At 73.1% G+C, this 24,188-nt stretch carries 16 protein-coding genes and 3 pseudogenes; 15 read left to right on the top strand and 4 right to left on the bottom strand.

Translation table 11 applies throughout. From position 1 onward, the window contains the following. Nucleotides 1-89: 89 nt before the first annotated feature. Nucleotides 90-1,409 carry a cytochrome P450 gene (locus ACH4FX_RS42395; protein WP_398487182.1) on the bottom strand — a complete coding sequence of 440 codons (1,320 nt, stop codon included), beginning with the start codon at nt 1,407-1,409 and terminating at the stop codon, nt 90-92. Between the two features lie 202 nt (nt 1,410-1,611). On the opposite strand from ACH4FX_RS42395, the gene ACH4FX_RS42390 reads away from it, so the two are divergent. The 5 genes from ACH4FX_RS42390 (at nt 1,612) to ACH4FX_RS42370 (ending at nt 6,764) form a co-directional block, all read left to right on the top strand. Then, nucleotides 1,612-2,160 carry a hypothetical protein gene (locus tag ACH4FX_RS42390; RefSeq protein ID WP_398487181.1) on the top strand — a complete coding sequence of 183 codons (549 nt, stop codon included), beginning with the start codon at nt 1,612-1,614 and terminating at the stop codon, nt 2,158-2,160. After that, nucleotides 2,157-5,120 (top strand): M48 family metalloprotease, encoded by a 2,964-nt coding sequence (locus ACH4FX_RS42385; RefSeq protein WP_398487179.1) that lies wholly within the window; start codon nt 2,157-2,159, stop codon nt 5,118-5,120. Before ACH4FX_RS42390 ends, ACH4FX_RS42385 begins: the two co-directional genes overlap by 4 nt. Before the next feature lie 206 nt (nt 5,121-5,326). Then, nucleotides 5,327-5,587 carry a MerR family DNA-binding transcriptional regulator gene (locus ACH4FX_RS42380; RefSeq protein WP_398487177.1) on the top strand — a complete coding sequence of 87 codons (261 nt, stop codon included), beginning with the start codon at nt 5,327-5,329 and terminating at the stop codon, nt 5,585-5,587. Nucleotides 5,588-5,628: 41 nt separating this feature from the next. Next, nucleotides 5,629-5,877, top strand: a complete 249-nt coding sequence (locus ACH4FX_RS42375) for a TipAS antibiotic-recognition domain-containing protein (protein WP_398487175.1) — start codon at nt 5,629-5,631, stop codon at nt 5,875-5,877. A 143-nt stretch (nt 5,878-6,020) separates the two neighbouring features. Beyond that, the gene (locus tag ACH4FX_RS42370; RefSeq protein ID WP_398487174.1) at nt 6,021-6,764 is read left to right on the top strand and encodes a class I SAM-dependent DNA methyltransferase; all 744 of its coding nucleotides are present in this window, start codon (nt 6,021-6,023) and stop codon (nt 6,762-6,764) included. 50 nt (nt 6,765-6,814) lie between these two features. On the opposite strand, the gene ACH4FX_RS42365 is transcribed toward ACH4FX_RS42370, so the two are convergent. Beyond that, nucleotides 6,815-7,981 (bottom strand): TIGR04053 family radical SAM/SPASM domain-containing protein, encoded by a 1,167-nt coding sequence (locus ACH4FX_RS42365; protein WP_398487172.1) that lies wholly within the window; start codon nt 7,979-7,981, stop codon nt 6,815-6,817. Between the two features lie 304 nt (nt 7,982-8,285). Between ACH4FX_RS42365 and ACH4FX_RS42360 the strand changes: the two genes are divergently transcribed. The 7 genes and pseudogenes from ACH4FX_RS42360 to ACH4FX_RS42330 all read left to right on the top strand — a co-directional run bounded on the left by ACH4FX_RS42360 (nt 8,286) and on the right by ACH4FX_RS42330 (nt 19,019). Continuing rightward, nucleotides 8,286-11,981 (top strand): nitrate reductase subunit alpha, encoded by a 3,696-nt coding sequence (locus ACH4FX_RS42360; protein ID WP_398487171.1) that lies wholly within the window; start codon nt 8,286-8,288, stop codon nt 11,979-11,981. A 1-nt stretch (nt 11,982) separates the two neighbouring features. Continuing rightward, nucleotides 11,983-13,533 carry a nitrate reductase subunit beta gene (gene narH, locus ACH4FX_RS42355; RefSeq protein ID WP_398487170.1) on the top strand — a complete coding sequence of 517 codons (1,551 nt, stop codon included), beginning with the start codon at nt 11,983-11,985 and terminating at the stop codon, nt 13,531-13,533. Further along, nucleotides 13,530-14,291, top strand: a complete 762-nt coding sequence (narJ, locus tag ACH4FX_RS42350) for a nitrate reductase molybdenum cofactor assembly chaperone (RefSeq protein WP_398487168.1) — start codon at nt 13,530-13,532, stop codon at nt 14,289-14,291. The genes narH and narJ overlap by 4 nt, the downstream gene beginning before the upstream one ends. Continuing rightward, nucleotides 14,288-15,073, top strand: coding sequence for a respiratory nitrate reductase subunit gamma (narI, locus tag ACH4FX_RS42345; protein WP_398487166.1), 786 nt, complete (start codon nt 14,288-14,290; stop codon nt 15,071-15,073). Before narJ ends, narI begins: the two co-directional genes overlap by 4 nt. Before the next feature lie 225 nt (nt 15,074-15,298). Further along, nucleotides 15,299-16,477 carry an MFS transporter gene (locus ACH4FX_RS42340; RefSeq protein WP_398487184.1) on the top strand — a complete coding sequence of 393 codons (1,179 nt, stop codon included), beginning with the start codon at nt 15,299-15,301 and terminating at the stop codon, nt 16,475-16,477. 170 nt (nt 16,478-16,647) lie between these two features. Then, nucleotides 16,648-18,119 (top strand): annotated as a pseudogene (gene hemG / locus ACH4FX_RS42335) (protoporphyrinogen oxidase). A 162-nt stretch (nt 18,120-18,281) separates the two neighbouring features. Beyond that, the gene (locus tag ACH4FX_RS42330; RefSeq protein ID WP_398487164.1) at nt 18,282-19,019 is read left to right on the top strand and encodes a response regulator; all 738 of its coding nucleotides are present in this window, start codon (nt 18,282-18,284) and stop codon (nt 19,017-19,019) included. 126 nt (nt 19,020-19,145) lie between these two features. Here ACH4FX_RS42330 and ACH4FX_RS42325 read toward each other — a convergent pair whose 3' ends face one another. Further along, complete coding sequence (locus ACH4FX_RS42325) at nt 19,146-19,850, bottom strand: CBS domain-containing protein (RefSeq protein ID WP_398487163.1); 705 nt, start codon at nt 19,848-19,850, stop codon at nt 19,146-19,148. A 276-nt stretch (nt 19,851-20,126) separates the two neighbouring features. Between ACH4FX_RS42325 and ACH4FX_RS42320 the strand changes: the two are divergent. Further along, a pseudogene (locus ACH4FX_RS42320) lies at nt 20,127-21,811 on the top strand (GAF domain-containing protein). A 183-nt stretch (nt 21,812-21,994) separates the two neighbouring features. Here the strand turns inward: ACH4FX_RS42320 and ACH4FX_RS42315 are convergent. Then, on the bottom strand, nt 21,995-22,495 hold the full coding sequence (locus ACH4FX_RS42315) for a pyridoxamine 5'-phosphate oxidase family protein (protein ID WP_398487162.1): 501 nt from the start codon (nt 22,493-22,495) through the stop codon (nt 21,995-21,997). A 324-nt stretch (nt 22,496-22,819) separates the two neighbouring features. Here ACH4FX_RS42315 and ACH4FX_RS42310 point away from each other — a divergent pair. After that, nucleotides 22,820-23,463 (top strand): annotated as a pseudogene (locus tag ACH4FX_RS42310) (pyruvate formate lyase family protein); the annotation flags it as partial. Further along, the gene (locus ACH4FX_RS42305) at nt 23,444-24,100 is read left to right on the top strand and encodes a cytochrome P450 (protein WP_398487161.1); all 657 of its coding nucleotides are present in this window, start codon (nt 23,444-23,446) and stop codon (nt 24,098-24,100) included. The pseudogene ACH4FX_RS42310 and the gene ACH4FX_RS42305, both read left to right, overlap by 20 nt. The last annotated feature ends 88 nt before the right edge of the window (nt 24,101-24,188 follow it).

Here is a 24,188-nt window from a genome sequence, read left to right as displayed (position 1 = left end):
CTCGCCCCGGAGCCGTTCCACCTCCCCGAGCCTCATACCTGCCAGCATGCTCCTGGTCAGCCACGATCGGCAGAGCTAACGAAGCACTACTAGGCGACCCGCGGGCTCACGAGCATGTGGATGTCGTCGGCCGCCCACAGCACGAACCGTTCGATCGGTGTCACCTCATGGCCCGGCGCGGGCCGGAACCGGAAGCGCTTGAGGAGCACGGCCAGGACCAGTTCGGCCTCGACCATGGCCAGCCCGGCGCCTTCACAGCTGCGCGGCCCGATCCCGAACGGGATGTAGGCCAGCCTCGGCCGCTTGGCCACCTCCTCCGGCAGGAAACGCTCCGGCACGAACTTCTCCGGATCGGGCCAGTGATCGGGATTCATGTGGACGGCCCAGAAGGGATAGAAGATCACCGTCCCGGCCGGGACCTCGTAGTCGCCCAGGACGAGCGCCTCCGTCGTCTCCCGGGCGCCGTACGGGCCGGGCGGATAGAGCCGCATCGCCTCCTTCACCACCATGTCCAGGTACGGGAGGCGCCGCAGGTCGGCGTAGTCGGGCACCGGACGCTCACCGAGCACGCGGTCCAGCTCGCCGGCGACGCGCTCGGCCACCTCGGGATGGCGTCCCAGCAGATGCAGGGTCCACGACACGGCCACCCCGGTGGTGTGGTGGGCGGCGAGCATCGTGATCATGACGGTGTCGCGGATCCGCGCGGGCCGCTCGCCGGCCTCGACCAGCGCCCCGATCAGGTCGCTCCGGTCCGTACGGCCGCCGGAGCGGTGCGCCGCGATCACCCGGTCGACCGTCGCGCGCAGATGGGCGAGCGCCTGTGCCGCCCGCCGGGCCCGCTCCTCTTCCGTACCCGGGACCGGCACCTGGTAGAGCCGCCCCAGATGTTCGGTCAGCACCTCTTCGAAGGCCGTGACGACCTTGTCCGGGTCCGCGGCGTCGCCCCCCAGCGCGTACGCGCCGATCATCCGCAGCGACAGCGTGGTCAGGTCCTTCTGCAACGCGACCGGCTCCCGGTCGCCCTGCCCGGCCCAGCGATCCGCCAGGTCCGTCGCCAGCGCGGCGAACTGCCCGAAGTGCCGCTCGTGCGACGGGCGGCCGGCCAGCACGGACAACAGCAGCCGCCGCCACGGGGTGTGCTCCGCGGTCGGCAGCACCTGGAGATTGCCCGCCTCGCACAGCGGGGCCAGGAACTCGAACAGCCGCTCCGGCCGCTTGTCGATGTGCGCCGTGGCCTCCAGCAGCACCGGATCGGCCACCGACACGGCCGTCTCCGCACCCGGAAGCTGAAACCGCACCACGGGCCCGTACTCGGCGTGCAGCCACAACTGATACCGATGCAGTCCGCCCGCCGCCGCGACGGCACCCACCCCGCCGTCCGCCCGGGGCTCGGGACCGGGAATGCGCATGACCAATGCCTCCTCACCGACAGGCCGGTTCCGCTTCGAGACCGTCCCGCCGACGCGGGCCGGGCTCCCATCATCGGCCATCCGCATGCGGACTGCCGTGCGGACCACGCCCCGGAACCGGATGGTTCTGCTCTGTTTCCCCGGTGGCGAAGTGCTGCTCCAATGGTCGCAACGGTCCGCTGAGCAACGGGGGTTGACAACCGTGTACGTACGCGATGTGGTGCGCGACGTGGTGGCGGCGCACGCGGCGCACGAGCTGCCGCTCGTCGACAGCCTGCGGAGGCTGGACGACGACCGGGTCGTCCGCGCCCTCACCCGCCGGCGCCGGGGCCGCGAACCGCTCGGCTTCGGCTACGCCGAACTGGCCGCGCTGGTCACCCCGGTGGTCTGGCTGGTCCTCGACCAGGCGGCCCGCCGCACCGTCGACGCGGCCATGGAGAGCGTGACGGCGCGCGGCCGGGCGGGGGTGCGCCGGCTGCTCCGCAGGGCTCCGGCCGCACCGGACCGGGCGCTGACCGGCCTGGGCCCCGCCGAGCTGGCGCTTGTACGGCGGCACATCCTGGAGCGGGCGGCCGAGCGCGGCATCGGGCGCCGGGAGGCCGAGGCCCTTGCGGACAGTGTCGTGGCACGGATCGCGACGGCCCCGGACGAACAGCCGGTGGCGCCTGAGGAACCCGATGGTTCCGAGGCGTCCGGCACCCCCGGCGCCCCCGCCCCGCCCGACACCCCCCGGACCCCCGGCACCTCATGAGGCCCGGCACCGCCCCCCGGAGCATCACCGGCACCGGGGCCCGCTTCGCACTGCTGATGGTGGTGGTGACGGCGTCGAGCATTCCCACGTTCGCCGTCCTCGCGCGCATCCTGGGCCGGGACGAGGACGCCGCCGCGCAACTGCGCGGCACCGTGGGCTGCCTGTACGCGGCGGGTTTCGACCCGGCGGGCAGCGACCTGGACAACCTCCGGTCGACCATGCGGCGCGGTGGCCTCCTCACGCGGTGCCTCGCCGAGCACGCGGAATCGCCCTACCCGGGACTGATCGCGACCCTGGCGCTGTTCGTCCTGGCCGCGCTGGTGTACTGGTTCCTCCCGGCGGTACGCGACCGGCGGCGCCGGACCGTGGCCGTCGGCGAGGTCGACGCCGACGGCACGCTGGGCGCGGAGCTGGCCGCGCTGCGCGAGCGCACCGGGATCCGCGCGGCCCTCCGCTTCCGTGTCGACCCGGCCCGGATGACGTCCGGGGCCGCCGTCCGCGGCCGCACCGGAAGCTACACCGTCTGCCTGCACGCGGGCCTGCTGGCCCGGCGCGGCACCGATCCCGAGGGCTTCCGCGCGGTGGTCCTGCACGAACTCGCGCACGTGCACCACCGCGACGTGGACTACGCCTACGCCAGTACGGCGCTGTGGCGGGTCTTCGTCCTCTTCGCCCTGCTGCCCACCTTCGCCGTGGACGCCTGGATCACCGTCCTCGCCCTGTCCGGTACCGATTCGCCGTGGTGGCCCGATGCCGCGACCGTGGTCTTCGCGTCCGCCGGGTCGGGTCTGCTGCTGGCCGGACTGGTCCACCTGGCCAGGGCCGACCTGTTGCGCCGGCGCGAGTTCCACGCCGACCTCCAGGCGGTGGCGTGGGGCGCGCACCCCGCCACCTGGGACCGGCCCGATCCCGTGGCCCCCTTCCTGTACCGCCTCACCGCGCCGCTGCGGACACACCCGGGCTGGGCGGAACGCGGCCGGGTCCTCGCCGACGCCGGCCGCCTCTCCCGGGTCGCCCCCCTGGAGATGGCCCTGACCGGCATCTCGGCGTCGTTGTTGTACAGCTCGCTCGGGACGCTCACCTTCCTGGGCGCCGGCACGTCCCTGTGGCTCGCGGTCGCGCTGGTGGCCCCGGTGCTCTGCCTGGTACTGGGCCTGCCGGTGGTACGGGCCCGGCACACACCGGACGCGCGGCCCGGCTCCGGCGCGGTCGCCGGTCTCTGGCTGGGCTGCGGGCTGCTCGTGGGCGAGTTCGTCACCGGCGGGCGGGCCCGGGTCGACTGGCTCGTGCCGCAGCCGCAGTACCTGCTGGCGTTCCTGTTCATCGCGGCCGTGCCCACGGTGTGGTGGTGCCAGAGCCTGCGCCTGTCCCTCGGCCTGCCGAAGCGGGTGCAGCGCCGGGCGGCGGCGGTGGTCTGCGCGTTGCTGACCGCGGGGGTGCTCTGGAGCGGTCTGTGGTGGTGGCAACTGGGCGGCCGGCGCATCGCGTTGGGAGGCAGCGACCTGGGCGGCGGGGGACTGGCCGAGCACTACGCCAGGACCGCCCCGGACTTCTGGCGGGAATACCGCATGGACCTGTCGGTCCTCTCCGACGGCATGGCGCTGATCACGCCGTTGCACCGGGAACAGCCGGTCATCGCCGTGACGGTCCTGATGTGGCTCGTACCGCTGGTCCTCCTACTGGTGCAGCGCGCGGGCGCGCGTACACGAGTGTGCCGGACCCTGGGCGCCGGCCTCGCGGGCGGGCTCCTGGCCTGGGCGGGGCTGGCGCTGGCGTCGTCCGCGCTGTACGGCCGGCGGCCCGGCACGCCCAAGGAGCGGACCGAGCCCTTCCTCGTCGTCCACATGTGGTGGTCGATCGTGGTGGTGCTCGGCGCCTGTCTGCTGACCGCCGCTCTCGTGGCGGCCTTCGCCCGGCGGCACGGGCTGCTGCGGGCTCTGATCGCCGCACAGGTCACCCAGCTGACGGCGTACGGCGGCGTGTTCTTCCTGTACGCCGCCGACGGCTGCCTGGGCCCGCTGAACACGGTGTCCGACGTCTGCCGGTGGCACACCGGGAACGGCCTGAACGCCGGCCGCGCGGTTCTCCTCCTCACCTTCACCAGCGCCGTCCTCGGTTCGGCCTGCGCCGCCCTGGTGGCCGCGGGCACGGCGGAACTGGTCCGCAGGGTGCGCAGGCGGGCGGGAGGGGACGTCCCTGTCCCGCACACGTCCGTCCCGGAGAAGGCGCCCGTACCGGAGATGGAACCCGCCCCGGCGGCCGAGCCGGTGCGTCGGCGCCCGGTACTGTTCAGAGCGGGTACGGTCCTGGCGCTCGGCGTGCCCGCCGCGCTGCTGGCCGCTGCTCTGATGACCACACCACCGGCCACCTCGCCCATGGCGTCCCGGCTGCGGCAGGAAGCGACTGGTCAGGACCAGCAGCCGGTCGAGCAGCCGGACGGAAGGGGGCAAGGCGGTACGGAGCCGGACGCGGGGCAACCGGACCGTACTCCGCCGACGGCCGCGTCGCCCAAGCTGCGTTCGTGGCAGACCTGGTCCTGGCTGTCCAACGGCGGTGCCCGGCACACACAGCAGCTGACCCGCGCCGTACTGGCCCTGAACACCGAAATCCTCAGGACCGCGGAGCGGAAACGGAAGGCGAACGGCAAGACCGAGGTGGACGAGAAGGCGTTCCGCCGCCTGTGCGGCACGTTGGACCAGCGGGTCGCTCAGGCCCAGGGCTACTTCCCCGTACCCGTCCGGGACCTGCGCAAGCCGTGGTCGGACGCGCTGAGCCGGTTGCGCCACGGAGCCCGGAACTGCCAAGCGGCCGTTGCCCCGCCCACGGGCCGGCCGCCCCGGACACCGGCGGAACGCGAGCGCCTTTTCACCGCCTCCCTCGACGAGGTCGCCGAAGGGATGCAGGGCGTCGGCAGCACGTACCGGAGCATCTACCGGGCAGCCGGCTCGTCGACCGGGTGACAGGCTCGTGCGTACGCACGTGTCGCCGCCCGCACCCGGGCCATCGCGAGGCCGCGCGCGACACCTGCGGAAGGCCGGGCCGGTCCCGGGCTTGAAGTTGCCGCAGCGGCAGCTCCTACCGTCCTGAACAGGGCCGGAAGGACCGGCCCGGTGAAGGACTCCGTAAGGGGGCGGTGCTGGCCTGGCCGATCGCGGAGGTCGCGCGGATGTCGGGGGGGACGGCCCGGACCCTGCGCCACTACGACCGGACCGGCCTGTTGCCGCCGGCCTGGACCGGCGGCAACGGCCACCGCTACTACGAGGAGCGTCAGCTGCTGAGGCTCCATTCCGGGTCCGCGACTGACCCCGTACGCCCCGACCTTCCCGAAGGAGGTGCCGCCGTCATGCAGCGACGCCGATTCCGCCATGCCCTGCTGGAAGAGCTGAACTTGAAGAGGCTGAGCCGGATGTTCTCCACGATCGGGTAGAGGCGGCCATCGAGGCCGGCCAGCGCGAGCGTACGGCCCAGATGATCCGGCCGGCCGGACTCCTGGCGTCCGGAGCGTCCGCCGGCTCCGCCCCGGTGCAGGCCGAGATCGACACCCAGTACCGGGTGCTGACGCGGGTCCGGACGGTCAGTGCCGAGGAGTACCGCGCGATCGGGCGTTCCTGCGTGGAGAACGCGTACTGGTACGCCGCGTACGAGTCGATCGCGCCGGGCCTGGCCGGGTACCAGCGGGACGCCCTGGAGACGTATGTGGCGACCCGTCTGAGCTGAGGGGGCGGGCCGCTGTTGCCGGACGCGGTGGTTCGCGAAATGCGTGGTACTGCACGGAAGACCGGCGGTAGGGTCCGGCCCGGCACGTGCGCTGTCGTCAGGCTTGGCCAAGCGACCCAGCTGTGTGAAGGGAGGGGCGTTCCGTGGAGGGATTCGATCCCAGGACGAGCTTCGGATATGAGGTGTCCCAGCGGTACGACGACGATCCACGCGGTGACGAGGCCGAGACCGTGGCGTTCCTGGCCGAGCTGGCAGGGCGACGCCGTGCTCTGGAATTCGCAGTGGGCACCGGCCGGATCGCGCTGCCCCTCATGCGGGCGGGAGTCCGGGTGGACGGCATCGAGCTGTCGCAGGACATGGTCGACCGGATGCGCGGGAAACCCGGCGGCGATCACGTCGACGTGGTCATGGGCGACATGTCCCGCGTCACCACCGGCCGCACCTACGGGCTGGTCTACCTGGTCTTCAACACGATCGGCAATCTGCTCACCCAGGACGACCAGGTCCGGTGCTTCCAGAACGCCGCCGGTCATCTCACCGCCGACGGCGTGTTCGTCCTCGAATGCCGTATCCCCACCGCGCCCTCGCGCCCCGGTCATCGGTTCCTCGACACCGAGCAGATCGGCCTTGAGCACGTCGACCTCGATGCCGGCCGGTACGACCCGCTGACCCAGATCCTCGACCTGAACCACATCCGCATCAGCAGCGCGGGTATCAGGTTCGCCCCCATCAGGCTGCGTCTGGCCCACCCGCCCGAGTTCGACCTCATGGCCCGCATCGCGGGCCTCCGGCTGCGGGAACGGTGGGGCGGGTGGAACGGGGAGCCGTACACCGCTGCGAGCTGGCGCCACATCAGCGTTTACGAACGAGCGGACAGCACGGCGTAGCAGACACCCGACACCCAGCCGGGCGCCTGCGCCGTGAACCGGAAGCGCCCTCAGGCCCCCGGCACACCCGTACCCAGAATCTCCCTCACCTCCCTCTGATACGGGAACGACCCGGGCTCATACCCGCACCACGGTTCCTCGGCGAGCGGATCGCCGGTGACGGCGTGGGCCCGGGAGCGGGAGCCGCCGCAGACGGCGCGGAACTCGCAGCGCCCGCAGCGGCCGGTCAGGCGCTCGGGGTCGCGCAGGGCGGTGAACAGGTCCGAGTCGCGGTAGATCTCCGGCAGCGGGCGGGTACGTACGTCGCCCGCTCCCAGGGGGAGGAAGCCGCTGGGGTGGACGGTGCCGGTGTGGGAGACGAAGACGAAGCCACGGCCGGCGTTGACGTCCAGGGGCGGGCGCCGGGCCCGGCGCCCGCCGGTGTACAGGCCCAGTTCCCGGCCGCGTTCGCGGAGCCGGTGGTACAGCGGTCCGAGCCGCAGCCGGCCGGTGTGGTCCTCGCCCTTGGCCGCCAGGATCGCGCGTTGCAGGGCGACGCGGCGGAAGTGGTGGGCCTCGGTGGTCTTGACGGGGACCGACAGCCCGACGTCGTGGAGGAAATGGAGGACGTCCTCGGTCTCATCGGGGCTGAGCGCGGCCAGTCGGCTGCCGCGTCCGGTGGGAACGAGGAAGAACGCGCTCCACAGCATCACCCCGTGCTCGCGGACCAGGGCCGCGGTCTCCGGCAGGTCGTGCAGGTTGTGCCGGCCGACCGTGGTGTTGATCTGGAGCTTCATGCCCAGGCGGCGGGCGGTGTCCCAGGCGTCCAGGGTCCAGCGGTAGACGCCGGGGACGCCGCGGAACCCGTCGTGGAGGGCGGCGGTGGAGCCGTCCAGGCTCAGGGAGAGGCCGACCGCCCCCGCCTCGTGCACCGCTCGCAGGTTCGGTGCGGTCAGGGTGGGGGTGCCCGAGGGTGAGACGGCGACCCGTACCCCGGTGCGCGTGCCGTAAACGATCAGTTCCAGCAGATCGGGGCGCTGGAAGGGGTCGCCTCCGGTGATGACGAACAGGGGAGCGGGCCGGCCGAAGGCGGCGATCTGGTCGATCAGGCCCTTGGCGGCCCGGGTGTCCAGCTCGCGGGGGTCGCGTTCGGGGACCGCGGTCGCCCGGCAGTGCAGACAGGCCAGCGGGCAGGCGCGGGTCGATTCCCAGATGACGAGGAACGGTTTGTCCGCCACGGCCTGGTGCTGCCGGCGGACCGGACGGGCGCCGCTCACCGGGGCGGACTCAGGCGTCGGGCCGCCCGCGGGGGAGGGGCGGCGTGGCGGGCGGCCGGCCGCCGTGGTCGGTCGTGCATACGGGGTACCTCCGATGTGATCACCCCCAGCATGCGGTCGGGAGCGCGTCCACGGCCGGGGGCGGGCGGCCCCCGTGGCGGGTCGTTGGTCCCGTGTGGCCGAAAACATTCGAGGTCCTGTGGCCCTGCGCCGCGGGACGCTTCGCCCACCGTGACCTGCGGGAGGCCGACTTAGGTTCGGTGGCATGGAGAACGAGAAGACCGGCGGCCCGGCGGCGGCCGACGAAGAACGCGGCTGGCCACTGGCCGGCCGGCGGCTGCTCAACCGCCGGGAGGTGAGCGCGGACGGACGCGCCGTGTTCGGCACCGGGGACGCGCGGTGGGAGGGCTTCTACCGCGACCGCTGGTCCCACGACAAGGTCGTCCGCTCCACCCACGGGGTCAACTGCACCGGGTCCTGTTCCTGGATGGTCTACGTCAAGGACGGGATCATCACCTGGGAGCACCAGGCCACCGACTATCCGTCGATCGGCTCCGACTGCCCCGAGTACGAGCCGCGGGGCTGCCCGCGCGGCGCGTCGTTCTCCTGGTACACCTACTCGCCCAGCCGGGTCCGCTACCCGTACGTCCGCGGCGCGCTGCTGAAGCTGTGGCGGGAGGCGCGCCGCCGGCTCGGCGATCCGGTGGCCGCCTGGGCGGAGATCACCGGTGATCCGGCCAAGGCCCGCGCCTACAAGAAGGCCCGGGGCAAGGGCGGCCTGGTGCGCGCCGACTGGGACGAGGTGGCCGAACTGGTCGCCGCCGCCCATGTGCACACCGTCAAGACCTACGGTCCGGACCGGGTGGCCGGGTTCTCGCCCATCCCCGCGATGTCGATGGCGTCCTTCGCCGCGGGCACCCGTTTCCTGTCGCTGCTCGGCGGCACCCTGCTGTCCTTCTACGACTGGTACGCGGACCTGCCCGTCGCCTCGCCGCAGGTCTTCGGCGACCAGACGGACGTGCCGGAGGCCGCCGACTGGTGGAACGCCGGGTACCTGATCATGTGGGGGTCCAACATCCCCGTCACCCGGACCCCGGACGCCCACTTCCTGACCGAGGCCCGCTACAACGGCACCAAGGTCGTCGCCGTCAGCCCCGACTACGCCGACAACGTCAAGCACGCCGATGAGTGGCTGGCCCCGCACCCGGGCACGGACGGCGCCCTGGCGATGGCGATGGGGCACGTCGTCCTGCGGGAGTTCCTCGTCGACCGCACCACGCCCTACTTCGAGGACTACCTGCGCCGGTTCACCGACGCGCCGTTCCTGGTCACGCTCCGCGAGCGGGACGGCGACCTGGTGCCGGACCGCTTCCTGACCGCGGCCGACCTCGGCGACACCGGCGAGAACGCGCGCTTCAAGACCGTCCTCGTGGACCGTTCCAGTGGCGAACCGGTGGTCCCCAACGGGTCGCTGGGCTTCCGCTGGGGGGAGGAGGGGAAGGGCCGCTGGAACCTGGAACTGCGGGACACCGTACCGGAGTTGAGCCTTCTGGAGGGGGCCGAGGGCGCCGCGACCGTGGCGTTGCCGCGGTTCGACGAGGGCCCCACCGAGGGCGGCGGTGTGCTGGTGCGCGGCATCCCGGTCCGCCGGATCGGCGGCCGGCAGGTGACCACCGTCTTCGACCTGATGCTGGCCCAGTACGGCGTGCACCGCCCCGGACTGCCCGGTACGTGGCCGGCCTCGTACGACGACGCCACCCAGCCGTGCACCCCGGCCTGGCAGGAGACCATCACCTCGGTCCCCGCCGCACAGGCGGCCCGTATCGCGCGGGAGTTCGCCCGCAACGCCGAGCGCACCGAGGGCCGCTCCATGATCGCCATGGGAGCCGGGACGAACCACTGGTTCCACTCCGACACCATCTACCGCGCCTTCCTGGCCCTGACCACCATGACGGGCTGCCAGGGTGTCAACGGCGGCGGCTGGGCCCACTACGTGGGCCAGGAGAAGGTCCGTCCCGTCACCGGCCTCCAGCACCTCGCGTTCGCCTTCGACTGGCAGCGGCCCACCCGCCACATGGCCGGCACCTCCTACTGGTACCTGGCCACCGACCAGTGGCGCTACGAGGCCTTCGGCCCGGAAGAGCTGGCCTCCCCGCTGGGCGAGGGACGCTTCACCGGCCGCGCCACCGCCGACTGCCTGGCCCAGGCCGTCCGTATGGGCTGGACCCCGGGACACCCCGGATTCAACCGCAATCCGCTGGACCTGGCCGACGAGGCGGCTGCCGCCGGACGGCCCGTGGCCGAGCACATCGTCGAGGAGCTGACCTCCGGAGCCCTGCGCTTCGCCGCCGAGGACCCGGACGACCCGGCCAACTTCCCGCGCGTACTGACCGTGTGGCGGGCCAACCTCCTGGGCTCCTCCGGCAAGGGCAACGAGTACTTCCTGCGCCATCTCCTGGGCGCCGACGCGGCCGTCCGCTCCGAGGAGACGCCGCCCGGCAAGCGGCCCCGGGACGTCGTCTGGCACGAGGAGGCCCCCGAGGGCAAGCTCGACCTGCTCGTCGCCATGGACTTCCGCATGACCTCTACCGGACTGTTCGCCGATGTCGTGCTGCCGGCCGCCACCTGGTACGAGAAGGACGACCTGTCCAGCACCGACATGCACCCCTTCGTGCACGCCTTCACCCCGGCCATCGCGCCGCCCTGGCAGGCACGGACCGACTACGACACCTTCCTGACCATCGCCGACCGCTTCAGCGAACTGGCCCAGGAGCACCTCGGCACCCGTACCGATGTCCTGGCCGTGCCCCTCCAGCACGACACACCTGACGAACTGGCCCAGCCCGGCGGCATCGTCGCCGACTGGAAGGCCGGCGAGTGCCCGCCGGTCCCCGGACGCACCATGCCCAGGCTGGTGACCGTCGAACGGGACTACGCGGCGGTGGCGGACAAGATGCGCGCCGTCGGTCCCCTCCTCGACAAGCTCGGCACCACCACGAAGGGCGTCACCGTCCACCCGGACCAGGAGCTGGAGCACCTGCGGCGCGCCAACGGGGTCCGGCGCGGCGGCGCGGCGGACGGCCGGCCGTCGCTGGCCACCGCGTCGGACATGTGCGAGGCGATCCTCGCCCTGTCCGGCACCACCAACGGGCGCCTGGCCACCGAGGGCTTCAAGGCACTGGAGGAACGGACCGGTACGGAGCTGGCGCACCTGTCCGCGGAGCGGGAGGCCGAGCGGATCACCTTCGCCGACACCCGCGTCCAGCCCCGCTCGGTGATCACGTCCTACGAGTGGTCCGGCAGCGAGACCGGCGGCCGGCGCTACTCCCCGTTCGTCATCAACGTCGAGCACCGCAAGCCCTGGCACACGCTCACCGGCCGCCAGCACTTCTTCGTCGACCACGACTGGATGGCCGAACTCGGCGAGCAGCTGCCGGTCTTCCGCCCGCCGCTGAACACCGCCCGGCACTACGGCGACGAGCACCTGGGCGAGGACGGGCGCGCCGAGGTGACGGTCCGCTACCTCACCCCGCACTCCAAGTGGTCCATCCACTCCGAGTACCAGGACAACGCCTACATGCTCGCCCTGTCCCGGGGCGGCCCGGTGATCTGGATGAGCACCGCCGACGCCGGGAAGATCGGCGTCAAGGACAACGAGTGGATCGAGGCGTACAACCGCAACGGCGTCGTCGCGGCCCGCGCCGTGGTCACCCACCGGATGCCCGAGGGCACGGTGTACATGTACCACGCCAAGGACCGCACGGTGAACGTGCCGAAGACCGAGGTCAGCGGCGTGCGCGGCGGTATGCACAACTCCCTGACCCGGCTGCTGCTCAAGCCGTCGCATCTGGCCGGCGGTTACGCCCAGTTCACCTACGCCTTCAACTACTACGGCCCCACCGGCAACCAGCGCGACGAGGTCACCGTCATCCGCCGCCGCGGCCAGGATGTGGAGTACTGACATGCGCGTCATGGCCCAAGTGGCGATGGTGATGAACCTCGACAAGTGCATCGGCTGCCACACCTGCTCGGTCACCTGCAAGCAGACGTGGACCAACCGCACCGGTGTCGAGTACGCCTGGTTCAACAACGTCGAGACCAAGCCCGGCGTCGGCTACCCCCGCCGCTACGAGGACCAGCAGCAGTGGAAGGGCGGCTGGGCGCTGGACCGGCGCGGGCGCCTGGTACTGCGCTCCGGGGGCCGCCTCAAGCGGCTGACCTCCCTGTTCTCCAATCCCGACCTGCCGGCCATCGAGGACTACTACGAGCCGGTCACCTACGACTACGACAACCTCGTCAGCGCCCCGGCCGGCCAGGACGTGCCCGTGGCCCGCCCCCGCTCGGTGCTCACCGGCAAGCCGACCTCCATCACCTGGGGCGCCAACTGGGAGGACGGCCTGGGCGGCGCGGCCGAGACGGCGGCCGGTGACCCCAATCTGAGCGGGGACCTGGCCGAGCGGGTGAAGTTCGAGTTCGAGCAGACCTTCCTGTTCCACCTGCCGCGGCTGTGCGAGCACTGCCTCAACCCGGCCTGCATGTCCGCCTGCCCGTCCGGGGCGATGTACAAGCGCGCCGAGGACGGTATCGTCCTGGTCGACCAGGACCGCTGCCGCGGCTGGCGGATGTGCGTCACCGCCTGCCCGTACAAGAAGGTCTACGTCAACCACGCCACCGGCAAGGCCGAGAAGTGCACCTTCTGCTTCCCGCGCATCGAGGCCGGGCAGCCCACCGTCTGCTCCGAGACCTGCGTCGGACGCCTGCGCTACCTCGGCCTGGTCCTCTACGACGCCGACCGGGTCGGCGAGGCCGCCGCCGTACCGGACGAGCGGGACCTGCTCGATGCCCAGCGGAACGTCTTCCTCGATCCCGCCGACCCCGAAGTCCGCTCGGCCGCCCGGAAGTCCGGCATCCCCGAGGACTGGATCGACGCCGCCCGCCGCTCACCCGTGCACGCCCTGATCAGCGAGTTCAAGGTGGCCCTGCCGCTGCACCCGGAGTACCGCACCCTGCCCATGGTCTGGTACGTGCCGCCGCTGTCCCCGGTCCTGGACGCCGTCGGCGAGGCGGGCGGTGACGCCGGGGACCCCGACCACGTCTTCGCCGCCGTCACCCGCCTGCGCATCCCGCTGGACTACCTGGCCAACCTCTTCGCCGCCGGAGACACCGACGTCGTCGCCGGGGTGCTGATGAAACTGACCGCCCTGCGCAGCTATATGCGGCAGCGCGTCCTCGGCGAGCAGGGCGACGACAGTGCCCTCACGGCCGTGGGGCTCACTCCCACGCAGGCCGAGGACCTGCACCGGCTGCTGGCCGTCGCCAAGTACGCCGACCGGTACGTCGTCCCCGCCGCCCACCGGGAGGACGCCGCCGCGCTCAGCGCGCTGGAGGACCGCTGCCCCGTGGAGAGCACCGGCGAGGCCCCGCCGGGCACCGGCCGCAAGGTCATGCTCGGCATTCCCGCCCTGCGGCGACGCACCACCGCCTCGGACAGCCCCGCGGGAGGCACCGCATGACCGCGCCGCGTACCCGTCTCCGCCCGGCGGCCGGGCGCCGCACCCGGCCCGGCCCGGAAGGAGCCGCCGAACGCGGGCTCCTGCTGCGGCTGCTGTCCCTCCTGCTGCAGTACCCGGACGCCGAACTGACCGCAGAGCGGGACGCGTTGACCGCTACGGTGCACGCGCTGCCGCCCTCGACCGCCGCCGGGCACCTCGCGGCCTTCGCCGCCTGGTTCGCGGACCGGCCGTCCGAAGAGCTGGAGAGCCACTACGTCGAGGTCTTCGACCTGCGCCGCAAGAGCAGCCTGTACCTCACCTACTACCTGCACGGCGACACCCGCCGACGCGGCATGGCCCTGCTCGCCCTCGCCCAGACCTACCGGGCCGCCGGCTGGAGCGCCGACAGCGGTGAACTCCCCGACCACCTGCCCGTCGTCCTGGAATTCGCCGCCCTGGCCGGGCCGCGCACCGGGGAGGCGCCGCTGCGCCGCCACCGGCGCGGCCTGGACCTCATCCACCACGCCCTGTCGGACGTGCGGTCCCCCTACGCCGGACTGCTCGCCGCGCTGCTGTCCCTGCTGCCGCCGCCCGGCGCCGACGACCTGGAGGCCGTGGCGAAGCTGGCCGCCGAAGGACCGCCGGCCGAGGACGTCGGCCTCGACCCGTACGGCGGCACCGGCTTCGCCCCGCCCGGCACGTTCGTACCACCCCCGCCGGCACCGCCGACCCTGATACCCCCGCTGACCGGCCCCATGGATTCGGAGCCCCGCCGATGAGCGCCTCCAGCAGCCCCCTCACCGCGACGAACGGCGCCGACCTGCTGTTGTGGGTCGCCGTTCCCTACATCTGTCTGGCCGTCTTCGTCGTCGGACACGTCTGGCGCTACCGCAAGGACCAGTTCGGCTGGACCAGCCGCACCAGCCAGCTGCTGGAACACCGCTGGCTGCGCTGGGGGAGTCCGCTGTTCCACGTCGGCGCGTTCGCCGTGATCGGCGGGCACGTCGTGGGCCTGGCCGTCCCCGCGTCCTGGACCAGCGCGATGGGCATCGGCGAGCACGCGTACCACACGGCGGCGGTGGCCCTCGGCTCCGTGGCCGGCGCGGCCATGGTGATGGGGCTGGGCATGCTCAGCGCCCGGCGCCTGCTCGCACCGCGCATCCGCACCAGGACCAGCCCCAGCGACAAGGTGCTCTTCCCGCTGCTGGCCGCCACCGTTCTGCTGGGCATCGCCGCCACCGTCGTCCACAACATCGCCGGCGGCGGGTACGACTACCGCGCCACCGTCTCGCTCTGGTTCCGCGGCCTGTTCCTGCTGCAACCGCAGCCCGGGGCCATGTCCGGTGCGCCCCTGCTGTTCCAGCTGCACGCCCTGACCGCGTGCCTGCTCTTCGCGGCCTGGCCCTTCACCCGCCTCGTCCACGTGTGGAGCGCCCCCGTCGGCTACCTGCGCCGCCCGTACCTGGTCTACCGCCGCAAGACCGCCGCTCCGGCGTACGGACGGCCCGCCGCCCCCGTACGTGCCCGGAGCGAGCTGACCGGCTCCAAGGCGCCCCGGTAACGCCGCCTCCGCGCGAAGGCGCGCGACGCATGGCCCGTCCCCCGGTGGGCGGGTTCGCCGAAGCTGACAGACGGGAGCCGCGTGACGGCGGTGGGACGCATGTCCCGCACCGGACGGCTCCCGCACGAATCGATCGAGAGGTACCCGATGTGCCCGCTTGAAACCGCCGTCGCCGCGCCAACGAGGGCAGCGGACCCCACCTCCCCGGCCGGCCATCCGGGGCTGATGCTCACGCTGGCCACCCTCGGGTTCGCCGTCAACTTCTGGGCGTGGGCGCTGCTCAGCCCGCTGGGCCCGCGCTTCAAGGAGACCCTGGCGCTCAGCTCGTTCGAGCAGTCGCTGCTGGTGGCGGTGCCGGTCGTGGTGGGGTCGCTGGGACGGATCCCGGTGGGGGCGCTGACCGACCGGTTCGGCGGCCGGGTGATGTTCCCGCTGGTGTCCGCCGCGACGATCGTGCCCGTGCTCTGCCTGGGCCTGTTCGGGCACTCCTCGCTGGCCGCCCTGCTGGTCGGCGGATTCTTCCTGGGCATCGGGGGCACGGCCTTCGCCGTCGGTGTGCCCTTCGTCAGCGGCTGGTTCCCGCCGGAGCGGCGCGGGCTGGCGATCGGCGTCTTCGGCGTCGGCATGGGCGGCACCGCCATCAGCGCGCTGACGACCGTCAAGCTGGTCGACGCGCACGGTATGGCCAACCCGTTCCTGATCACCGCCGCGGCGCTCGCCGTCTACGCCGTACTGGCCGCCCTGCTGCTGCGGGACGCGCCCGGCCGCACCGTACCGGGCGAACCGCTGGCCCGCCGCCTGGCCGACACCGCGCGTCTGCCCGTCACCTGGCAGGCATCCGCGCTGTACGCGGTGGCATTCGGCGGCTATGTCGCCTTCTCGGTCTACCTGCCGACCTACCTGAAGACCGGATACGGGCTGGACCAGGCCGACGCCGCCAACCGGATGGCCGGCTTCGTCCTGCTGGCGGTGGCCATGCGCCCGGTCGGCGGCTGGCTGTCGGACCGGATGGGCTCGGTCCGCGTCCTCGCCGGGACCCTGGTGGTCGTCGTCGCGGGCGCCGCCGTGCAGGCGGCGACCCCGCCGCTCGCTCCGGTGGGCACCCTCGCCTTCCTGGCCATGGCCGCCGCGCTCGGCGCGGGCAGCGGCGCCACCTTCGCCCTGGTTGCCCTCCTGGCCCCGGCGAGCAAGGTCGGCTCGGTCACCGGCGTGGTCGGCGCCGCGGGCGGCCTGGGCGGCTTCATCCCCCCGCTGGTCATGGGCGTCATCTTCAGCGCCTCGGGCAGCTACGCCCTCGGCCTGCTCCTGCTGGCCGTCGTCTCGGCCGCCGCCCTGGCCTTCACCGTCACCCGGGTCCGGCGGGCCGCCACCCGTACCGGCGTCCCTGCGGACACCGCGGCGTAAGCGCGCCGTCGCCACCGCACCCCGTTGCCGGAACCGGTCCGGAAGCTCTCCGCCCGCTCGGCGAAGGCGCCCCCGAAGCGCCTTCAGAAAGGCAGTGAACACCGATGAAACCCTCCGTGGTCCCGCAGCCCCGGCCCTCCTCATCACCCTCCGCCACCGGGCCGGAGGACATGCGTCCGCACGTCGTGGTGGTGGGCGGCGGCATCGCCGGGCTGGCCGCTGCCGCCCGCCTGAGCGGCGCGGCGGGCGGCAGCGGGTCCGGGGGCCGGGTGACGCTGCTGGAGTCCGCCGGCCGGCTCGGCGGCAAACTCCTGAGCGGCGAGGTCGGCGGCGTCCCCGTGGACCTGGGGGCCGAAGCGATGTTCGTCCGGCAGCCGTCCGCCGTGGAACTGGCCCGGGCGGCGGGCCTGGGCGACGAGCTGGAGCCGCCCGTCACGACGGAGGCTTCCGTGTGGACCCGCGGCGCGCTGCACCCCCTCCCGCGGGCCACCTGATGGGCATCCCCACGGATCTCGACTCCTTGGCCGCTTGCGGGGTGCTGTCCGCCGACGGCCTCGCGCGCGCCCGCCAGGACCGGTGGCTCCCGCGTACGGACGTGGGCGACGACATCACCGTGGGCCGTTACGTGGCCGCCCGGCTGGGACGGGAAGTGGTCGACCGGCTGGTCGAGCCGCTGCTCGGCGGCGTCTACGCCGGGCACGCCGACCACATCTCCTTGCGTGCCGCCCTGCCGCACCTGCTCCCCGTCGCCCGCGAGGAGCGGTCCCTGCTCGAAGGCATCCGCCGCACGCGGGTACCGCAGCCCGGCGGCTCAGGGCCCGAGCCGTCGAGCCGCGGCGCCGCGGTGCCGCCGTTCCGGAGCGTACGGGGCGGCCTGGGACGACTGCCCCTGGCCGTCGCCCGGGCCTGCCGGTCCGCGGGCGTGGACATCCGCACCGCCACCGCGGCCCGCACCCTGCGCCGTACCGCGGACGGGTGGCGGCTGACGGTACGGGACGCCGACGGCGAACACCGGCTCCACGCGGACGCGGTGGTGCTCGCCGTGCCGGCGCCCGCCGCCGCGCGGCTGCTGGCCGACACGGTACCGGCCGCGGTCGCCGCGCTGCGCACCGTCGCGTACGCGGACCTGGCGCTGGTCACCCTGGTCTACGACCGGGCGGACCTCTCCGACGAACTGCGGGGCAGCGGCTTCCTGGTCCCTCCGGTGGACGGCCGCCTCATCAAGGCGGCCACCTTCCTGAGCGGCAAATGGGCATGGCCGGGCCGGACCGCGCCCGGCAAGGCCGTGGTGCGCACCTCGGTCGGCCGGTACGGCGAGGACACCGCCCTGCGCCTCGGCGACGGGGAACTGGTGGCCCGTTCCCGCGCCGAACTGCGCGCGGCGACCGGGCTGGCGGCCGTCCCGTGCGACACCGCCGTCACCCGCTGGGCCACCGGCCTGCCGCAGTACACCGTCGGCCACGTCGCCCGGACGGCCCGCGTGCGGGAGCACGTGGCACAGCTCGGCACACTGGCGGTCTGCGGAGCCGCGTACGACGGTGTCGGCATCACCAGCTGCGTCGAGGGCGGCCGACGGGCGGCCGAGACGGTCATGGCATCGCTCGGCGCCCGCCGTGGGCGGGGAGGGGAACGCCTCCGCTGAACCGCGGGACCTCCGCCCCCCCCCGCGGGCGGCCGGCGGCACCGGGCCGGAGGACCGGCAAGAAGGGCCGTCCGGCCCTGGCTCTTCGGCCCTGGCCTGGTGCAGGCTGACCACGGCACCGCCTGTGGAGGCGGGCCGGATCAGGGACATCGGAGCTGTGTGATGACGGAAAACCCGGTCGACGCCCGGATGAAGGCGCCGGTCAGCGTCTTCCTGCTCGACGATCACGAGGTGGTGCGCCGTGGTGTGCACGACCTGCTGGACGCCGAACCGGATCTGACCGTGGTGGGGGAGGCGAACACCGCCGGGCAGGCGCTGGTCCGAGTGCCCGCGCTGCGCCCGCAGGTGGCGATCCTGGACGTCCGGCTGCCCGACGGCGACGGGGTGAGCGTCTGCCGCGAGCTGCGCTCGCGCATGCCGGACCTGGTGTGCCTGATGCTGACCTCGTTCGACGACGAGGAGGCCCTGCTGGACGCGATCATGGCGGGGGCGGCCGGTTACGTGCTCAAGCAGATCACCGGGACCGATCTGGTCAACGCGGTGCGGACGGTGGCAGCGGGCCAGTCGCTGCTCGACGCCGGTGCCACCGCCCGCGTCATGGCCCGGCTGCGGGGCGAGACCAAGCGGGAGGAACAGCCGCCGGGCCTGCCGGGGCTGAGCGAGCGGGAACGGGAGATCCTGGCGCTGGTGGGCGAGGGGCTGACCAACCGGGAGATCGGCAAGCGGCTCTTCCTCGCGGAGAAGACGGTCAAGAACAACATCTCCCGCCTGCTGGCCAAACTCGGCGTGGAGCGCCGGGTGCAGGCCGCGGTCATCGCCACGCAGGCACTCGCGGCGGCCCAGGACCCCCGTACGGGCCCGGCCGCCGCGGCGCCGCGCGAAGGCGGCCCGCGGTCCTGAGGGGGCCGGCCGGTCCCTGGTGGATGACCGGTGACGATCCGTGTCCTACGGCTCGGCGTCGTGCCGCCCCGCCGCTCCCTTCCGCGCCACGCGGGCGATGGAGGGGAGCGGTGGGACAGCGGCCGGTCAGTCCCGCGTGCGCCGTAACGGCTCCGCGTACGGGACACCGTCGTCGCCCGCACGCGGGACGAGGCGGTTGACCACGCCCACCACTCCGTCCACCCGCCAGGTCAGGCCGATCGCGACCGGGATGTCGTCCTCGTGCGCCAGCGTTCCCCGCAGCGTCACGAGGCCGTCCCGTACCGAGACCCGTACCTCGTCCGGCGGCGCCCCCAGGGCGTCGCCCAGCACCTCGCCGGCCACCTCCGCGCGGATCTGCTCGTCCGGCCGCAGGAAGACCCGCAGCAGGTCCCGGCGGGTGGTGATGCCGATGAGGCGGTCCTCCTCGTCCACGACGGGCAGCCGGTCGACGTGCCGGCGCTGCATGATGCGCGCGGCGTCCGCGACACGGTGCTCCGGATGCACGGTGACCGCCGGTGTCGTCATCACCTCGCCCGCGGTCGTACCGCCGCCGGCACCGGTGCCGGCCGGGCGGTGCGCTGCCGGGCGCGACGGCCCGGCGGGGACGGCCGGACCGCTGGCCCGGCCGCCGGGGGACGCGGGCAGATCCGTGCGGGACACGACCCCCATGACCTTGTCGTCGCCGTCCACCACCGGCAGGCCGCTGATCCGGTGGACGTCGAGCAGCCGGGCCAGCTCCCTCGCCGGGGTGTCCGGCCGGGCCTGTACGACCTCCCACGTCATCACCTCGGCCACGGTGCGGTTTCGCACGGCGGGCCCTCCTTCCGTCGGTGCCTGGCGGGCCCGCTCTCCGGACCGGCCGCTTGCCCCCGCCGACCGAGTCTCGCCGAGGGCGGAGCCGGGGAGCAGGGGCCTACCCGCCTCCGTCCGAGGGCCACTCGCCCCCGATGCGCCACACGTACGGCCTGGGCGGGAGCGGACGGCCACGGGTGTCCGATGGCGGTGTTCGAACAGGGTTACGCTGACCGGGTACGGCGGGCGACCGAAGAAGGAGGGCCGGTGGGCACGCAGGAGTCGCTGTCGCGGATGCCTCAGATGCGGCTGGATGAGTTGCTGGAGGAGCTGCAGGCGCGCATCGATGCGGCACGCGGGACCGGGTGCACAGCCTCCTGGAGGCCGTGGTCTCGGTGGGGCGGGAACTGGCCCTGCCCCAGGTGCTCCGGCGTATCGTCGAAGCCGCCGCGCTGCTGGTCGACGCCCAGTACGCGGCGCTGGGCGTGATCGGCCCGGACGGCAAGCGGCTGTCGCAGTTTTTGACCGTGGGGCTCACGCCCGAGGAGGTCGCCGCGATCGGGCCGCTGCCGGCCGGTCACGGTCTGCTGGGCGAACTGATCCGCAAGCCCGAGCCGTTGCGGCTCACCGACCTCAGCGCCCACCCGTCGTCCTACGGGTTTCCCGCCCACCACCCGCCGATGCGCACCTTCCTGGGTGTGCCGATCCGGGTGCGCGACGAGGTCTTCGGCAACCTGTACCTGACCGACAAGCGCGGCGGGCACGACTTCGACGCCGAGGACGAGTCGGTGATCTCCACGCTGTCGGTGGCCGCCGGCGTGGCGATCGACAACGCCCGGCTCTACGAGGGCTCGCAGCGGCAGCAGCGCTGGCTGAAGGCGGGCGCGGAGATCACCAACAGCCTGTTCTCCGGCATGCCGCGCCTGGAGGTCCTGGAGCTGATCGCCCGCCGGGCACAGGAGATCACCCGGGCCGAGCTGGCGGATGTCTGCGTCCCCATGCACGACACCGGCGACCTGGTCGTCGAGCTGGCGCTCGGCGGGCACGGCGACAAGCGGCGCGGCCTGGTCGTCCCCGCCGACGGCACCCTGTCCGGCGCCGCCCTCAGGTCGGGGCGGCCGGTCACCACGTCCGGCCTGGCGGGCGACGAGCGGTACGCCGCCGGGCCGCGGCGGTTCGACGGCCTGGGTCCGGCGGTGGCCGTGCCGTTGGACAGCGAGGGCGGCAGCGCCCGGGGCGTGCTGCTGCTGGCGCGCGCCGAGGGCGAGGCGGTGTTCACCGAAGGGGAGCTGGAGCCGCTGCACGCGTTCGCCGGGCAGGCGGCCCTCGCCCTGGAGCTGGCCGAGCGGCGGCGCGACGCCGAGCAGCTCGCGCTGCTGGAGGACCGCGACCGGATTGCCCGCGACCTCCACGACCTGGCGATCCAGCGGCTGTTCGCCACCGGGATGACGCTGCAGAGCGCGGCCCGGCTGGTCGAGCACGCCGGTGCGGCGGAGCGGGTGACCCGGGCGGTGGGCGACCTGGACGAGACCATCAAGATCATCCGTTCGACGATCTTCGGTCTGCGGGTCCGGGAGGAGGACACCGGACCGAGCCTGCGGGCCCGGGTCGCGCGCGCCGTGGGGGAGGCCGGTACGGCGCTGGGCTTCCCGCCCCGGCTGAGCATGGAAGGGCTGCTGGACACGGACGTACCGCCAGAGGTGGCCGATCATGTCGTGGCGGCCCTCACCGAACTGCTGAGCAACGCGGCCCGGCACGCCCACGCCACCCGGGTCGAAGTCGCCCTCCAGGCCACCGGCGACGAGGCCGTACTGACCGTGACGGACAACGGCCGCGGGATACCGGAAGGCGGCCGGCGCAGCGGGCTGAACAACCTGGCCGAACGGGCGGACCGCGTGGGCGGGACGATGGAGATCGGCGCGCCCGACGGCGGCGGCAGCCGCATCGTGTGGCGCGCCCCGCTGTCCCCGGCCGCCTGACCGGCTGCCCGGCCTGCCCCCGTCCGCGCCGGGGCGGGGCCACCGGGGCGAGGCTGCCCCCACCGAGACGGGAGGGGCACCGAGTCGGACCGGGGGCACCGTGCCGCCCGCCACCGTGCCGGAAGTGCCCACGGCACGGCGGCTCACCCGTCGACTGCCGGGGGCCGACCGCTCAGCGGCCGTTCAACGGCCCTCGCCGACCGCGGCGCACACCGCGACCGCGGGCTGTGCCACCAGCCGGAAACCGGTGACCAGGTCCGGCTGGATGCGCAGTACGCCGTTCATGGTCTGCGCCACCCACGGCCGCAGCAGGTCCTCGTAGCGGGCCACCTGCACCGGGTCGGCCACCAGCCGGGCGTACCCGGTGACGATGACGCTCCAGCCCAGGTGGGTGCGCGGATCGATCACGTCGGCTTCGTACGCGACCACGAGACCGGCCTCGCCCGCGGGCGGCGCGATCGAGGTGACGGTCGCCCCGTCGTTGAGCCGGACCACAATGTCCTCCCCGTCGAGGAGGTGGTTGACGGGACGGATGGCCGGCAAGGCGTTCTGGGTGAACACGAGCCGGCCGAGCGGGACACTGCCCAGCAGCCGCAGCGCTTCGTCCCGGGGCAGCTGCTGCATTCTGCGCGGAGCCACCGGCTCAGGGCGTTCTGTGACCTGTTGTGCGTCTTCGTCGTTCATCCTGCACACTCTCTGCTCCGGCGGCGCTCGTCCGGGCACTCGTTGCCTGACTGCCAGCCTCCCCGAAGCAGATCCCCGACGACAGGGCCGAACGGGCCCCGGTGCGGGCCATTTCGAGGGAGCCCGTCCGATCGGGGCACGGCGGTCACCGCAGAGACGGCCCCGTGGTCCCGCGCGCGGGGACCAACGGCCTTCCGGTACGCGGCCCGCCGCCCGCAGAGGGCCCTTCGGCCTCCGGGTCGGGGCCAACGCCGACCTGGGGCGACGCCTCGCGGGAGTGCAATGGATGCGGGCGCGGGCACAGCGATTCGGAAGGTGCGCACCATGACCGCTACACCCGTGGAGAAGACGACCGGCGGCGCGGCCTGGGAGGGGTTCGGCGGCGGTCCGTGGCGGGACGCCATCGACGTCCGCGACTTCGTCCGGCAGAACCACGTCCCGTACGAGGGCGACGGCTCCTTCCTCGCGGGCCCGACCGAACCCACCACCGCGGTGTGGCGAAAGCTCCTCGACATGTTCCCCGACGAACGGAACCGGGGCATCTACGACGTGGACACCCACAGCCCGTCGCGGATCGACGCGTTCGCGCCCGGCTACGTCGACGAGGAACGGGACCTGATCGTCGGCCTCCAGACCGACGCCCCGCTCAAGCGCGCCATCATGCCCAACGGCGGCTGGCGGATGGTCGAGAGCGCCCTCGCCGCGTACGGGTACGAGGCCGACCCGGCGGTCAAGGAGATCTACACCCGGCTGCGCAAGACCCACAACGACGGTGTCTTCGACGCGTACACGCCCGAGATCCGCGCCTGCCGTCCGCCGGCATCATCACCGGCCTGCCGGACGCCTACGGCCGGGGCCGCATCATCGGTGACTACCGCCGGGTCGCGTTCTACGGCGTGGACCGGCTCATCGAGGACAAGCAGGCCGCCCAGGACATCGCCCAGCTGCATGCCCGCATGGACGAGCTGTCGCCTACAAGCTGGCCCACCCGGCCGACGATCTGTCCACGGCCATCATCCACCCCCCCCGCAAGGACAGCCGGCCCTGTCAGCCGACGCCCAGCGCGACACCCTCTTCGGTGTCCTCGGCGCCGGGTTCGAGACCACCGTCAACCTGATCACCTCCGCCTTCTTCCACGTCCTGAGGAACCCCGCATCCCTGTGCGCCCTGCGCACCGGCCGTGTCACCTACGACGACATCGTCGAAGAAACCCTGCGCTTGCGCGGGCCGCTGGCCCAGCTCCCCTTCCGCTACGCGGTCAACGACATCCCCCTGCACACCGCGACAGTCATCAAGAAAGGGGACGTCATCAGTTTCATGTATGCCGCAGCCGGCCGCGACCCCGCCCTGCACGACGATCCCGATGAATTCCGTCCGCTCCGCAAAGAAAAAAGGCATGTCGCATTCGGCCACGGCGTCCACCACTGCCCCGGAGCATCACTCGGACGGCTCGAAACACGCACAGCGCTGAAAACCGTTCTCACAGCACTTCCGGACATCACCCTGGCCCACCCGGACCATACGCCCGCACTGATCCACTCTCCGGTTATGAACGGTTATCAGGTTCTGTCCGTCATTCCCCACCCGGCTCCGTCGCGGCGCTAGTAGTGCTTCGTTAGCTCTGCCGATCGTGGCTGACCAGGAGCATGCTGGCAGGTATGAGGCTCGGGGAGGTGGAACGGCTCCGGGGCGA

It is taken from the genome of Streptomyces sp. NPDC018019 (assembly GCF_044327805.1).
Taxonomy (GTDB): Bacteria; Actinomycetota; Actinomycetes; order Streptomycetales; family Streptomycetaceae; genus Streptomyces.
The sequence above is the reverse complement of the archived record's forward strand: the minus strand, read 5'-3'. Positions and strand labels throughout refer to the sequence as shown.